General features: G+C 71.3%; 15 protein-coding genes. 10 read left to right on the forward strand and 5 right to left on the reverse strand.

Annotated features, from left to right (window positions below):
- The first annotated feature begins 88 nt into the window (after positions 1–88).
- The 5 genes from ACZ5SK_RS12210 to ACZ5SK_RS12230 all read left to right on the forward strand — a co-directional run bounded on the left by ACZ5SK_RS12210 (position 89) and on the right by ACZ5SK_RS12230 (position 5,554).
- Positions 89–697, forward strand: a complete 609-nt coding sequence (locus ACZ5SK_RS12210; RefSeq protein ID WP_334579297.1) for a TetR/AcrR family transcriptional regulator — start codon at positions 89–91, stop codon at positions 695–697.
- 212 nt (positions 698–909) lie between these two features.
- The gene (locus ACZ5SK_RS12215; protein WP_334579298.1) at positions 910–3,150 is read left to right on the forward strand and encodes an MMPL family transporter; all 2,241 of its coding nucleotides are present in this window, start codon (positions 910–912) and stop codon (positions 3,148–3,150) included.
- 307 nt (positions 3,151–3,457) lie between these two features.
- Positions 3,458–4,045 carry a lamin tail domain-containing protein gene (locus ACZ5SK_RS12220; RefSeq protein ID WP_334579299.1) on the forward strand — a complete coding sequence of 196 codons (588 nt, stop codon included), beginning with the start codon at positions 3,458–3,460 and terminating at the stop codon, positions 4,043–4,045.
- A gap of 196 nt (positions 4,046–4,241) precedes the next feature.
- Positions 4,242–4,892 carry a tetratricopeptide repeat protein gene (locus tag ACZ5SK_RS12225; protein ID WP_457494501.1) on the forward strand — a complete coding sequence of 217 codons (651 nt, stop codon included), beginning with the start codon at positions 4,242–4,244 and terminating at the stop codon, positions 4,890–4,892.
- The gene (locus ACZ5SK_RS12230; RefSeq protein WP_334579301.1) at positions 4,889–5,554 is read left to right on the forward strand and encodes a hypothetical protein; all 666 of its coding nucleotides are present in this window, start codon (positions 4,889–4,891) and stop codon (positions 5,552–5,554) included. The genes ACZ5SK_RS12225 and ACZ5SK_RS12230 overlap by 4 nt, the downstream gene beginning before the upstream one ends.
- Positions 5,555–5,564: 10 nt before the next feature.
- On the opposite strand, the gene ACZ5SK_RS12235 is transcribed toward ACZ5SK_RS12230, so the two are convergent.
- Entirely contained in the window at positions 5,565–5,972 is a 408-nt protein-coding gene (locus tag ACZ5SK_RS12235) for a RidA family protein (protein ID WP_334579302.1), read from the reverse strand.
- Between the two features lie 99 nt (positions 5,973–6,071).
- Here ACZ5SK_RS12235 and ACZ5SK_RS12240 point away from each other — a divergent pair, with 99 nt between their 5' ends.
- Entirely contained in the window at positions 6,072–6,455 is a 384-nt protein-coding gene (locus tag ACZ5SK_RS12240; protein ID WP_334579303.1) for a winged helix-turn-helix transcriptional regulator, read from the forward strand.
- A 49-nt stretch (positions 6,456–6,504) separates the two neighbouring features.
- On the opposite strand, the gene ACZ5SK_RS12245 is transcribed toward ACZ5SK_RS12240, so the two are convergent.
- Together ACZ5SK_RS12245 and ACZ5SK_RS12250 are read right to left on the reverse strand one after the other, a co-directional pair.
- Positions 6,505–7,491: a DUF1648 domain-containing protein gene (locus ACZ5SK_RS12245; protein WP_457494500.1), complete on the reverse strand. Its 987-nt coding sequence runs from the start codon at positions 7,489–7,491 to the stop codon at positions 6,505–6,507.
- Positions 7,488–7,835: a GntR family transcriptional regulator gene (locus ACZ5SK_RS12250; protein ID WP_334579305.1), complete on the reverse strand. Its 348-nt coding sequence runs from the start codon at positions 7,833–7,835 to the stop codon at positions 7,488–7,490. Before ACZ5SK_RS12250 ends, ACZ5SK_RS12245 begins: the two co-directional genes overlap by 4 nt.
- Positions 7,836–8,000: 165 nt before the next feature.
- On the opposite strand from ACZ5SK_RS12250, the gene ACZ5SK_RS12255 reads away from it, so the two are divergent.
- The 4 genes from ACZ5SK_RS12255 (at position 8,001) to ACZ5SK_RS12270 (ending at position 10,599) form a co-directional block, all read left to right on the forward strand.
- The gene (locus ACZ5SK_RS12255; protein ID WP_334579306.1) at positions 8,001–8,486 is read left to right on the forward strand and encodes a YbaK/EbsC family protein; all 486 of its coding nucleotides are present in this window, start codon (positions 8,001–8,003) and stop codon (positions 8,484–8,486) included.
- Positions 8,483–9,328 (forward strand): EamA family transporter, encoded by an 846-nt coding sequence (locus tag ACZ5SK_RS12260; RefSeq protein ID WP_361705936.1) that lies wholly within the window; start codon positions 8,483–8,485, stop codon positions 9,326–9,328. Before ACZ5SK_RS12255 ends, ACZ5SK_RS12260 begins: the two co-directional genes overlap by 4 nt.
- A 41-nt stretch (positions 9,329–9,369) precedes the next feature.
- On the forward strand, positions 9,370–10,251 hold the full coding sequence (locus ACZ5SK_RS12265; protein ID WP_457494499.1) for an arylamine N-acetyltransferase family protein: 882 nt from the start codon (positions 9,370–9,372) through the stop codon (positions 10,249–10,251).
- Between the two features lie 75 nt (positions 10,252–10,326).
- Positions 10,327–10,599 (forward strand): DUF1876 domain-containing protein, encoded by a 273-nt coding sequence (locus ACZ5SK_RS12270; RefSeq protein ID WP_334581306.1) that lies wholly within the window; start codon positions 10,327–10,329, stop codon positions 10,597–10,599.
- 107 nt (positions 10,600–10,706) lie between these two features.
- Here the strand turns inward: ACZ5SK_RS12270 and ACZ5SK_RS12275 are convergent, their stop codons facing one another.
- Together ACZ5SK_RS12275 and ACZ5SK_RS12280 are read right to left on the reverse strand one after the other, a co-directional pair.
- A complete protein-coding gene (locus ACZ5SK_RS12275; RefSeq protein ID WP_468156458.1) occupies positions 10,707–11,876 on the reverse strand; it encodes a serine hydrolase domain-containing protein in 1,170 nt (389 codons plus the stop codon).
- 105 nt (positions 11,877–11,981) lie between these two features.
- Entirely contained in the window at positions 11,982–12,455 is a 474-nt protein-coding gene (locus ACZ5SK_RS12280; RefSeq protein WP_361705930.1) for an organic hydroperoxide resistance protein, read from the reverse strand.
- Between the last annotated feature and the right edge of the window lie 130 nt (positions 12,456–12,585).

Below are 12,585 nucleotides of genomic sequence, written 5' to 3' on the forward strand. Positions count from 1 at the left end.
TACGAAACGGTTTCGTTTCGCTGCCTCTCGGGGTATGTTCATGGTGTACGAAACGAGTGGGCGACGACGGAATCGGAAGGTGTGTGCCATGACTGAGGTCGCAACGGCGCGTCGCAGTCGGATCACGCCCGAGCGTGAGGCCGAACTGTACGAGGCCGTGCTCGTCCTGCTCCGCGAAGTCGGCTACGACGCCCTCACCATGGACGCCGTCGCCGCGCGCACACATTCCAGCAAGGCCACGCTCTACCGCCAGTGGGGCGGCAAGGCCGAACTGGTGGCGAAGGCGGTCCGGCACAACAAGCCGGGCATCGCCGGTCTCGGCGAGATCGACACCGGCTCGCTCAGGGGCGACATGCACGCCCTCACGCGACGCTCGGACGACTGCGAGATGGAACAGAACTCCGCGCTGATGCGGGGTCTGGCCATGGCGATCCACGGCAACCCCGACCTTCTGCGGGCGTTTCGGGACCACCTGATCGAACCGGAGATGGCGGACTTCCGCCGCGTCCTCCAGCGGGCGATCGACCGGGGCGAGGTCCGAGCGGACAACCCGGCGATCGAGTTCGTGATGCACATGATGATCGGCGGGTTCGCCGCCCGTTCGATGATCGACGAGCAGCCGCCGACGCAGGAGTTCCTCCTTTCGTACATCGACGCAGTGGTCCTCCCCGCCCTCTGCGCACCTGCCACCGCCTGACCCCGACCGTCCCCACGGTCCGCCCATCCTGACGCACCGCTCACGTCGTCGGGCCGATCACCCCTGCCTCCCCGCCGGGTTGGTCAACCCTGCCCTCGGGACCTGTGCAGGAACCCCGGCCGGGCGCACGCAACCAGACGACGTGCGCTGATCCGACCGGGATTTTCGACACGGGCCCCCTCACCACACGACCTGACCGGGAGTACGCCTCCGTGGCCACGTTCCTTTACAAACTCGGCCGGCTCGCCTTCAGGCGACGCCACTTCGTCGCCCTGATATGGGTGGCGCTGCTGACCCTCGCCGGTGTCGGCGCGGCCTCCGCGCCCGCCGCCGGCACCACCTCCTTCTCCATCCCCGGCGTCGAGGCCCAGAAGGCCTTCGACCTGCTGGAGCAGCGCTTCCCTGGGGCCAGCGCCGACGGCGCGACCGGACGCATCGTCTTCAAGGCCCCCGAGGGCCAGAAGATGACGGACGCCGCCAACAAGGCGACCGTCGAGAAGACCGTCAGCGCGCTGGGCGACGGCTCCGAGGTCGTCTCCGTCGCCGACCCGTTCACGTCGCACGCCGTGAGCAAGGACGGCACGGTCGCCTACACGTCCGTCAAGTACAAGGTCCCCGGCATGGAGTTGAAGGACTCGACGCGGGACGCCCTGGAGAAGGCCGCGGACGACGCCCGGGCGAGCGGACTCACCGTCGACGTCGGCGGCGACGCCCTGCAGGCCGCGGCCGAGGCCGGAGCCATCGGTGAGGTCATCGGCCTCGCCATCGCCGCGGTCGTCCTCGTCCTCACCCTGGGCTCGCTGGTCGCGGCCGGACTGCCGCTGCTGACCGCCATCATCGGCGTCGGCATCGGCGTCTCCACCATCACCGCCCTCGCCAACGCGCTCGACCTCGGCGACACCACCTCCACGCTCGCGCTGATGATCGGCCTCGCGGTCGGCATCGACTACGCGCTGTTCATCGTCTCCCGCTACCGCAGCGAACTCGCCGAGGGACGCGACCGTGAGGAAGCCATCGGCCGCGCCACCGGCACCGCCGGCTCCGCGGTGGTCTTCGCGGGCCTCACGGTCGTCATCGCGCTGGCGGGCCTGTCGGTCGTCGGCGTCCCGATGCTGACCAAGATGGGCCTCGCCGCGGCGGGCACGGTCGTGGTCGCCGTCCTCATCGCACTGACCATGATCCCGGCGCTCCTCGGCTACGCGGGCAAGAAGGTCCGGGCGACGGGCGAGAAGCGCAAGGCGGCCGGCGGCAAGCGCACGCCGGGCGGCGAGCAGGACAAGCCGGCGGCCAAGCCCGGCCTGGGCACCCGCTGGGCGAGCTTCGTCATCCGCCGTCCGGCCGCCGTGCTGCTGCTCGGCCTGGTCGGCCTCGGCACCATCGCCGTCCCGGCCACCCAGCTGGAGCTGGGCCTGCCCGACGACGGCTCACAGCCGACGTCCACGACCCAGCGCCGCGCCTACGACCTGCTGTCGGAGGGCTTCGGACCCGGCTTCAACGGCCCCCTGATGATCGTGGTCGACGCCAAGAACAGCGACGACCCGCAGGCCGCGGCCACCTCCGTCACCGACGGCATCAAGGACCTCAAGGACGTCGCGACGGTCACCCCGGCGGTCTTCAACAAGGCCGGCGACACCGCCATGATCACCGTCATCCCGGGCTCCAAGCCGTCCTCGACGCAGACCGAGGACCTGGTGCACGCCATCCGTGACCAGGGCGTCGACGTCAAGGCCGACAGCGGCGCACAGGTCCTGGTCACCGGCACCACCGCGATGAACATCGACTTCTCGCAGAAGCTCAACGACGCCCTGATCCCGTACCTGGGTCTCGTCGTCGGCCTCGCCTTCCTCCTGCTGATCGTGGTCTTCCGCTCCATCCTGGTCCCGCTGAAGGCGGCCCTCGGCTTCCTGCTCAGCGTGCTCGCCGCGCTCGGCGCCGTCGTCGCGGTCTTCCAGTGGGGCTGGCTGTCCGGCCTGATCGGCGTCGACGAGACCGGCCCGATCATGTCGATGATGCCGATCTTCATGGTCGGCGTGGTCTTCGGACTCGCGATGGACTACGAGGTGTTCCTCGTGACCCGCATACGCGAGGCATACGTCCACGGCGAGAGCCCGAGCCAGGCCGTGGTGACCGGCTTCAGGCACAGCGCCAAGGTCGTGGCCGCCGCCGCGATCATCATGATGGCCGTCTTCGGCGGCTTCATCAGCTCCAGCGAGTCGATGATCAAGATGATCGGCTTCGGTCTCGCGATCGCCGTCTTCTTCGACGCGTTCATCGTGCGCATGGCGATCGTGCCGGCGGTGCTGGCGCTGCTCGGCAAGAAGGCCTGGTGGCTCCCGAAGTGGCTGGACCGCGCCCTGCCCAACGTCGACGTCGAGGGCGAGGGGCTGCGCACACAGGACGAAGCCGACGCCTCCCGCGACGGCGACGAGGACCGGGAACTGGTACGCGCCTGACACGCGCCTGACCTGCCAGTACACCTGAAAGACCGCCGGTGAGGGCTCCGTGGGGACGGGGCGCCCTCACCGGCTCCTTCTTTGTGACCCACTTTCGGGTGAGGCGCACTCCCCATCAGGGCCGCGCGGGCCGGAACCGCAAGGGTTCGGTGCGTTCGTTACATACATGGACATTGAAGGCTACTGTCACCGCAATGTGGATGGTTCGTAACGAGAGGTGTCAGTGGGGCACTTGGGGCGGGGTCGGTGGTCGAGTGTGGGCCACGCGGCCGATCTGGCCGCGACCCGCACCAAGCAAGGAGACCTTGTGTCTGCTTCTGTTTCCGCTCGCTGTCTCACCGTCGCCGCGGTCGCCGTCGCCGTCGTCGGGACGGTGGCGCTGCCGGCGTCCGCCGCCGGCCACCCGCGTCAGGCCAGGCCGAACGTGGAGATCAGCGCCGTGCAGTACGACGCACCGGGCCGGGACGACCGCGCCGGCCGCTCCCTGAACAAGGAGTGGGTGGAGCTGACCAACACCACCCGCCACGAGATCAACCTGCACGACTGGACCCTCTCGGACGAGCACGGCGACACCTACACCTTCCGCCACTACCGCCTGGCGCCCCGCGGCACCGTCCGCATCCACACCGGAGAGGGCCGCGACACCCGCACCGACCTCTTCCAGGACCGCCGGCGCGAGGTGTGGGACAACCACGCCGACACCGCCACCCTCCGCAACGACCGCGACCGCTTCGTCGACGAGAAGTCCTGGGGCCACGACCGCCACCACGGCGTAGACCGCCACCACGGCGTGGACCGCCGGCACGACGGCGACCGTCAGCACGACGGCAACGGCCACTACGACGGCGACCGCCACCACGACGGCAACGGCCACCACGACGGTGACCGCCACTGACGAACCCGCACAGACGGCGGCGCGCCCGACCCTTACCTCCGGGTCGGGCGCGCCGCTCGCCCATGTCCCGAGCGCCGGCTCGATCCGCGCAGCACCTCAGCCCACACCGTCTTGCGCGGACACGGTTCCGGGGCGACGCCGAAGCGGTCGGCCAGGGCGTCCACCCCCGTTGCGAAGTGATCGATACGATCGCCGCATGACTGTCGACGGGCGAATAGAGCAAGCTGAACTCCTTTACGAACGTGCCGTGTTCGGCGGCGACAGCGGTGCGCTGGCGGCCGCCGACCGGAGTCTCGACGCGGTCGAGGCGGACCTCGCGCTGAGCCGCGGCCGGGTGATTCACGCCCGCTTCCTCGCGGAACGGGTCGAGAACGCACGGGAGTTGGAGCTCTTCGAGCGGGCGGCGGAGCTGTACGGGCGGCTCGGTGACGTGCGGGGCGAGGGCGAGGCGGTGTTCTGGGTCGGCACCTTCCACCAAGTGGTCCGCGATGACGACGAGACCGCCGTGCCCGCCTTCGAACGCGCCCTCGACCTCGCCACCCGCGCCGGCGACCGGCTGACGACGTCCTACACCTTGCGGCACCTCGGCTTCTCCGCGCACATGGCCGGCCGCCTGGACGAGGCCCGTGCGCAGTTCGAGGAGTCCACCCGCCTGCGCCGGGAGCTGGGCTTCCTGCCGGGGGTGGCGGCGAACCTGATCGGGCTGGCCCATCTGGCCGCCCAGCAGGAGCGGCGAGGCGACGCGGCGGCGCTGCTCCAGGAAGCCACGGAACTGGCCGAGAGCACCGACTCCCACGGCGTGCTGCGCTGGGTCGCGGAAGCCCGCAAGGAGATCGGTCTGCCGTGACTCGGGTACGGGTGCATCACGTACGGCTGGGCGGCGACGAGTTCCGGGTGATCCGGGCGGACCCGGCCCCCGGACGGCTGGCGCTGCGCGACGACCGCCACTGGCTGTCGATGTACGCCGACCGCGACGGCGCGGCCCAGCTCGTCGCCCTGTGGGCGCTGGCCGCCCGGTCCGCCCGCTCACTGGTCCATCTGCCGATCCGGGCCAACCCGGTCCCGGAGGGTGTCGTCGGCGACGGTGAGCCGGTCTCGCTGGACCTGGTCCTGCTCCACCACAGCCTGCAGTTCCCGGCCGCCTCGTGGAAGCAGATCCGGGCGCGCCTCGGTGCCGGGAAACCCCATACGGTGACCACCCCGGACCAGGACTTTCCCGACGAGACGGCCATCGACCACGACAGGCGTCACCACCGCGAGTACCGCGACCACCTCGATTTCGACATCGCCGCGCACACCCTCTTCGTCGTGGGCAGCTCCACCGCGTTCCGTGAACACGGCACCGCGCTGCGCGGCCTCGTCGACGAGGCCCCGTCGTACCCGCACCGTCACCCGGGCCCCGGGCACTTCTGCGTCGAGCTCGGCGCCGGTCCCTGGCCCCACGCCGGCACCCGTCGCCACGTGCCCGGCCGTCTGCACATCCAGTACTCCAGCACCTGGCAGGCGTGACGAACGGCGCTCAGCCGACGACCGCCGTCGCCTCGATCTCGACCAGGTGGTCGGGGACGTCCAGCGCCGCGACGCCCAGCAGCGTGGCCGGCGGGACCGGCGTCACTCCCAGCTTCGCGAACGCACGCCCCGCTCCCTCCAGGAACAGGGGCATCTTGTCGGGCGTCCAGTCGACGACGTAGGCGGTCAGCTTCGCCACGTCGTCGAAGGTGGCGCCGGCCGCCGCCAGGGCCGTGCCGACGTTGAGGTAGCACCGCTCGACCTGAGCGGCGAGGTCGCCTTCGCCGACGGTGACTCCGTCGGCGTCCCAGGCGACCTGTCCGGCGACGAAGACAAGCTTCGAACCGGTCGCGACCGACACCTGCCGGTAGGCGTCGATCTCCGGCAGTCCGGCGGGGTTCATCAGGGTGATGGGCATGATTGTGCCTGCTTCCGTGCTCTCTTGTGGTTACTGGGAAACCGTAAGAGAGTGGCTGCTGACATGGAAGAACGCACTTTTCGGTGACTGGGGAACCTGATGGTGACCAAGCAGTTCACGGGCACGCCCGAGGAAAGGGCGGACCTCAGGCGGGCCGACTCCCTCGCGCGCGAGATCTTCTCGGACGTCGCCAACAAGTGGGCGCTCCTGATCATCGAGGCCCTCGGCGAACGCACCCTCCGCTTCAGCGAGTTGCGGGACGAGGTCGAGGGCGTCAGCCACAAGATGCTCACCCAGAACCTGCGCATGCTGGAACGCAACGGCCTGGTCGAGCGGACGGTGCACCCCACCGTGCCGCCCAGGGTCGAGTACACCCTCACCGAGGCGGGCTCGGGCCTGCGTGCCACGGTCGACGCGATGTGCGACTGGACCCACCGCTACCTCGGCCACATCGAGGCCTCCCGCAGCAGCTTCGACGCCTAGGCACCCGCGGCGCAGGCTGTTCACGTGTGCCGGCTCGGCCGTTCACGTGTCACGTTGAGCGGCGGGACCTCAAGGAGTTCAGAAGGGCGGCTCCGCGTTCGGCGTCGTCCAGGCTCACGGCGAATTCCCTGCCCTTTGAGGGGTGGATGACCAGGCATGCGCCGCCGCGCAGCATCACGGTGGTTCCCTGCCCGCTGAGTCGGTAGCCCCAGCCGCCGACCTGGGCCGGCGTGCGGTTCTCGACGCGTGCCGACTCGACGTCCTCGGCGGCCCAGTGCCGCGTGGGCCGGCCGAGGGGGCCGAAAGCGACGTCCAGACCCTGCTCGCTGACCCGTGCCCGTACCGAGGAGCAGCCGAGGACCAGAACGCAGGCCAAGCCGAACGGCGCGGCCGCCAGCAGGAACGGACGGTTCGTCAGGCCCGCGAACGCCGACACGACGACGGTGATCGCGAGCAGCCCGGTCAGGGCGGCGATCGCCTGGAGCCAGGAGTTCGAGGCGTGGGCGAGCCATACGACCCGTTGCCCGGCGGGAATCTCCAGGGTCGGGCCGTCCGCCGCGGGCCGGGGCTCGGCCGGCGCCCGGCGTGCGACCAGCAGACCGGCCGCCCCCACGGCGGCTGCCACGACGAGCGTGCCCAGGACGCCGTTCGTCACCGATCCCGCCTCGTGCCAGTCCGCGCGGTCCAGGTTCGCCCGTACGACGGACGCCTGCCCGCCGAGCAGCGTCACGCCGCCGAATCCGAGGCCCGCGGCCGCCCACCCCGGTATCCCGCCACTGCCACCGGCCCCTGCCCGGCGCAGCGTCAGCACGACGACGACTGCCAGTACGGACCAGATCAGCGCCGGGAAGAGCGCCGCGGCCCAGAGCGGCATGGAACCGTCGGGCCTGTCCGAGCCGGCGTCCCAGTGGGTCGCCAGCCGGTCCGGGAGCCGGCCGCTCGCGGCCAACGGCAGCGCCGACAACAGAGCCAGGACGCCGACGCCCCAGCCGACAGCGCCCCACGCCGTTCCGCTCCTGCGCGCCCGATCGGTCACGAGATCCCCCTGATCATGTCGATGACGTCAGCCTTGCTGTAGCCGAGGTGTGCCGCGTCGGTCACCAGGTCGCGTACGCGGTCCAGCAGGACGGAGCGCTCGTCCGCCCCGTCGGCCACCGTCACGCCCCGGCCGCGCCGGAACTCCAGCACCCCTTCGTCGCGCAGCGCCCGAAGGCCCCGCAGAACCGTGTTGACGTTCACGTCCAAGGCCAGGGAAAGGTCCCGGGCCGGGGGAAGGCGATCTCCCGGCCCGCACTCGCCCTCGGCGATGGCGCGCCGGATCGCGCCGGCCACCTGCTCGTGCAGGGGGCGACTGTCCGCAGCGTTCAGTCTCAACAGCATGGTGCTAGTGAAGATAGCACCAACGGCTTGAAAGGGAAGCGAGGTTTTGAGCCGAACGATGCGACGACGTCACCGCGCGCTCTGGCCCCGCGGGAGCGGGGTGTCGCCGCCCCGCTCCCGCGCAATCCACTCGCCCGCTTCCGCGCCGACCGCTAGCGTGCCCGCATGACGACCCCCGCCGCGCACCCCCGCTTCGCCGACGCCCTCCGCGCCCTCGGGCTGGACGGCCTTCCGACGCGGAGTTTCCCCGAGGCGACCCGGACCGCCGCCGAGGCCGCCGCCGCGATCGGGTGCGAGCTGAGTCAGATCTGCAAGTCGCTGATCTTCGCGGCGGACGGGGTGCCGGTGCTGGTGCTGATGGACGGGGCCTCGCGCGTCGACGTGGAACTGGTACGCAGGGAACTCGGCGCCGAGAAGGTGACGAGGGCACGCGCCGACGTCGTACGGGAGACGACCGGGTACGCGATCGGCGGTGTGCCGCCCTTCGGGCACCGGACGCGTACGCGGGTGCTGGCCGACCGGGGTCTGCTCGCGCACGACGTCGTGTGGGCCGCCGCCGGCACCCCGCACACCGTCTTCCCCATGGCGCCCAAGGACCTCGTACGGCACGCCGACGCCACCCTCGTGGACGTGCGCGAGCGCACCGCGTGACCCCGCTGGTCACCGCGGCCGTCCTGTTCGCCGCGGTCACCCACGCCGGCTGGAACGCCATCGCCCACCGGATCACCGACAAGCTCGTCGGGTTCACGCTCATCGCCGGCGGAGGCATGCTCATCGGGCTCGCGCTCGTGCCGTTCACCCCGTTCCCGGCGGCCGGCGCGTGGCCGTACCTGCTCTCCTCCGCGCTCATCCACATCGCCTACTACGTGCTGCTGATGCGGTCGTTCCGGCTCGGCGACTTCGGGCAGGCGTACCCGATCGCGCGCGGCTCCGCGCCGCTCGTCGTCACCGTCCTGGCCGCCGTCTTCGCGCACGAGGTGCCGGACGGCTGGGCGGCCGCCGGCATCGCCCTGTCGTGCGCGGGACTGACCGGCGTCGCCCTGTGGGGGCTGCGCGGACGGCGGCCGAACTGGGCGGCGATCGGGGCCGCGCTGGCGACCGGGCTGACCATCGCCTCGTACACCGTCGTCGACGGACTCGGCGTCCGCGCCTCCGGCTCCTCCCTCGGGTACATCGCCTGGCTGATGGCCGTGCAGGGCGCCGTCATCCCGGCGTACGCCGTCCACCGCTGGCGCGGCCGGACCGTCACCGTCCTGCGCCCCTTCGCCGCCCTCGGTCTCCTCGGCTCCGCCCTGTCCGTCCTCGCGTACGCCCTCGTCCTGTGGGCCCAGACCCGCGCCGAACTGGCACCGGTCGCGGCCCTACGGGAGTCGTCGATCCTCGTCGGCGCGGCCATTGGCGCTCTGCTCTTCAAGGAGCGGTTCGGTGCGCCGCGTCTCGTCGCCGCCGGACTCCTCGTCGTCGGCATCGGGTTGATGCTGCACACCGGTTGACCCGCCGTCCCGCGGATCGTTGTGCGGATTATTGTGAAGTCATGTCCGAGACAAGGCTGTTCGCCCCGGCCCTCACCCCCGACGAACTCGACGCGTACTGTCGCCGGATCGGCTGGGACGGGGACCGTCGCGCCGACGCGGCGACCCTGCGGGGCGTGCATTTCGCCCACAGCCTTGCCATCCCCTTCGAGAACCTGGACCCGCTGCGCGGCACGGCCCCTTCGCTCGACCTGGCCGACCTGATGGCCAAGCTGGTCCGTGACGGGCGACGCGGCGGCTACTGCTACGAGCACAACACCCTCTTCGCGGCGGTCCTGGAGGCGCTGGGCTTCCGGGTGACCCTGCTGACCGCGCGGGTCGTCCTGGGCGCGCGGCGCTTCGAGGACCGGCCCCGCACCCACATGGCACTCCTCGTCGAGGTTCCCGGCGACTCGCGGCCGTATCTCGCCGACGTCGGCTTCGGCGCCACGGGAGCCCTGCTCGAACCCGTCCCGCTCACCGCGGGCGTTCAGTTCCACGGCGCGGGCCGCCGTCACCGCCTGGTCCACGCGCCGCACCGCGGCCCGCTGGAGCTGTGGGTGCTGGAGGCGCAGGTGCACAGGGCGTCCGAAGGGGCCGCGAGGAACGAGGGGGACGGGTGGCAGGCCCAGTACGCCTTCACTCTCGACCCCTTCGAGCGGCCCGACTTCGAGGTGATCAACTGGCACATCGCCACCAACCCCCGCTCCCCGTTCAGCAGCCGCGCCTACGTTCAGCGTGTCACCCCCGACCGGCAGCTCCTCCTCGACGGCCCGCTCCTGACCGAGACCCACGCCGACGGCACCGTCAAGCAGCGCGAGCTCACGGGCGAGACGGAGGCGCGCCGGATCCTCGACGAGCAGTTCGGCATCGCCGTACCGGACAGGACGCGTCTGTTGCCCTGAGCCGACTGGGTGCGTCCGCCCGCTGTCAGGAGCACCCTGGAAACAGGAGTTTCGGAGGTGATCGTCATGACCGCTATGCACACCGCTGTCGGATGGCATGTCGAGCTGGAGTTCGAGGAGGACGATCGGCACACGCGCGCAGTCGCGCTGGTGCGTTTGCCCGACGGGAGCGAGGTGAAGGCCACGGGGCACGCCAGCCGGCACAACGTGGACGCCAACCAGCCCCGGGTCGGAGAGGAGATCGCCGGCGCCCGGGCCCTCAACGAGATCGCCATGCAGCTGCTGACCAAGGCTCACACGGAGATCGACGATGCGTCGGGGCGGACGTCCCACTCGATCAACGTGTGAACGATCCGACGAGTCAACGATCCAACCAGGGAACGAGTCAACGATTCGACGGGTCAACCAGTCAGCGAGTCAACAGCGCGACCAGGCAACGGTTCGACGACTTGACGTCACGACGTCGTCGTCATCGCCGTGCGCAGTGCTCGTAGCAGCGCCTGCGCGCGCGGGTCCGCCGTCACGCTCGACCTGAAGCCGTTGGTGACGTAGCCGAAGGCGATGCCCGACTCCGGGTCGCCGAGGCCGAGGGCGCCGCCGCGGCCCGGGTGGCCGAAGGAGGTGGGGGACAGCAGCGGGGACGCGGGTCCGTGCAGCATGTAGCCGAGGCCGAACCGGGTGTTCACCACGAGCACCCGGTCCGGGCCCGACGACTGCTCGCCGCGGGCCAGTGCCACCGTCTCCGGGCGCAGCAGCCGTACGCCGCCGTCCACCTCGCCGATCAGTGACGCGTAGAAGCGGGCCAGGCCGTCGGCGGTGGCGATGCCGTTGGAGGCGGGGAGGGCGGCGGCCCGGTAGGCCGGGTCGTTCTCGTCGGGGAGCGGGGTGATCGCGGCGAACGCGCGGCGGGTGAGGGAGCCGGGGTCGGCGTAGGCGGCGGTGACGGCGGGCTTGGGCCGGGTCTTCAGCGCTCCCGCTTGCGCGGGCACATCCACCTGCCCCACGCGCCCCACCCGCGCGCTCTGCGCCGCAGGCAGCCCGAGCCACAGGTCTGCCCCCAGCGGCCCGGCGATCTCGTCGGCGATCCACTCCCCGACGGGCCGGCCGGTGATCCGCCGCACCAGCTCGCCCGTCAGCCAGCTGAACGTCTGCGCGTGGTAGCCGTGGTCGGTCCCCGGCTCCCAGACCGGCGCCTGCGCGGCGACCGCCGCCGCGCCCCGCTCGGGGTCCGCGGCCTCGGCGGGCGTCAGCGGCCGGTCCAGCACGGGCACGCCCGCGCGGTGCGCGAGCAGGTGCCGTACGAGCGTCCGGTCCTTGCCCGCGGCCTTGTACTGCGGCCAGTACGCCCCCACGGGCGCGTCCAGGTCCAGCTCGCCGCGCTGGTGCAGCAGCAGGAGGACGGCGGCGGCGACGCCCTTGGTCGCCGACCGCACGATCTGCGCGGTGCCGTGCTCCCAGGGGGCCGCACCGTCCACGTCCTTCGTGCCGGCCCACAGGTCGACGACCTTGTGCCCGTCCCGGTAGACGGCGACCGCCGCGCCCCGGTCACCGAGCGTCTCGAAGTTCGCCGCGAACGCCTCCCGGACCGGCTCGAAGCCCTCGGCCACCGCACCGTTCACGTTCACGCCCACGCCCGCACGCCCTCTCGACCCGCCTCGCTCGACCCGCCGAGGTCTCGCCTTCGACTCTCCGGGGAACACCCCCGCCGGGCCTGCGATTCCTGCGTCTCGCTAGCCGAGAAGGATCGTTACGTCGATGTTGCCGCGGGTGGCGTTCGAGTACGGGCACACCTGGTGCGCCGCGTCCACCAGCTTCGCGGCGAGGTCGGCGTCCAGGATGGGCAGCGAGACGCTCAGCGCGACCGCCAGCCCGTAGCCCTTGCTCTGGTTCGGGCCGATCCCGACCTTCGCCGCCACCGTCGACCCGGCGAGGTCGTAGCCCGCCCGGTTGCCGACGAGGATCAACGCGTTGTGGAAGCAGGAGCTGTAACCGGCGGCGAAGAGCTGTTCCGGGTTGGTGCCGTTGCCGTCGCCGCCCAGCTGCGGCGGCATCGCCACCTTCAGCTCGATCTGGCCGTCCTGGCTGGTGACATAGCCGTCCCGCCCGCCGTGCGCGGTCGCCTCGGCGACGTACATGATCTTCGTTGGACGGGTGTCGACGGTGTCGACGGCGGCGACAGCGTCGTCGGCGGCGCCTTCGGTCATGCGGGACCTCCCCCGGAATCTTCCCCGATTACATCGTGCACAAGGTACCGGCCAGTAGGGAGGCGGATGCTTACCAGGGGGTAGTAACCGTGGGTAACTTCAGCTCAGGCCCACCGCGTCCACCGCGCAG

This window comes from Streptomyces sp. NPDC031474 (assembly GCF_055581185.1).

Bases quoted from the DNA above. Each gene is read 5' to 3' on its own strand.
- ACZ5SK_RS12255 (WP_334579306.1), top strand. From the start codon at position 8,001: ATGACGACCCCCGCCGCGCACCCCCGCTTCGCCGACGCCCTCCGCGCC.
- ACZ5SK_RS12250 (WP_334579305.1), bottom strand. From the start codon at position 7,835: ATGCTGTTGAGACTGAACGCTGCGGACAGTCGCCCCCTGCACGAGCAG.
- ACZ5SK_RS12270 (WP_334581306.1), top strand. From the start codon at position 10,327: ATGCACACCGCTGTCGGATGGCATGTCGAGCTGGAGTTCGAGGAGGAC.
- ACZ5SK_RS12265 (WP_457494499.1), top strand. From the start codon at position 9,370: ATGTCCGAGACAAGGCTGTTCGCCCCGGCCCTCACCCCCGACGAACTC.
- ACZ5SK_RS12235 (WP_334579302.1), bottom strand. From the start codon at position 5,972: ATGCCCATCACCCTGATGAACCCCGCCGGACTGCCGGAGATCGACGCC.
- ACZ5SK_RS12240 (WP_334579303.1), top strand. From the start codon at position 6,072: ATGGTGACCAAGCAGTTCACGGGCACGCCCGAGGAAAGGGCGGACCTC.
- ACZ5SK_RS12280 (WP_361705930.1), bottom strand. From the start codon at position 12,455: ATGACCGAAGGCGCCGCCGACGACGCTGTCGCCGCCGTCGACACCGTC.
- ACZ5SK_RS12225 (WP_457494501.1), top strand. From the start codon at position 4,242: ATGACTGTCGACGGGCGAATAGAGCAAGCTGAACTCCTTTACGAACGT.
- ACZ5SK_RS12210 (WP_334579297.1), top strand. From the start codon at position 89: ATGACTGAGGTCGCAACGGCGCGTCGCAGTCGGATCACGCCCGAGCGT.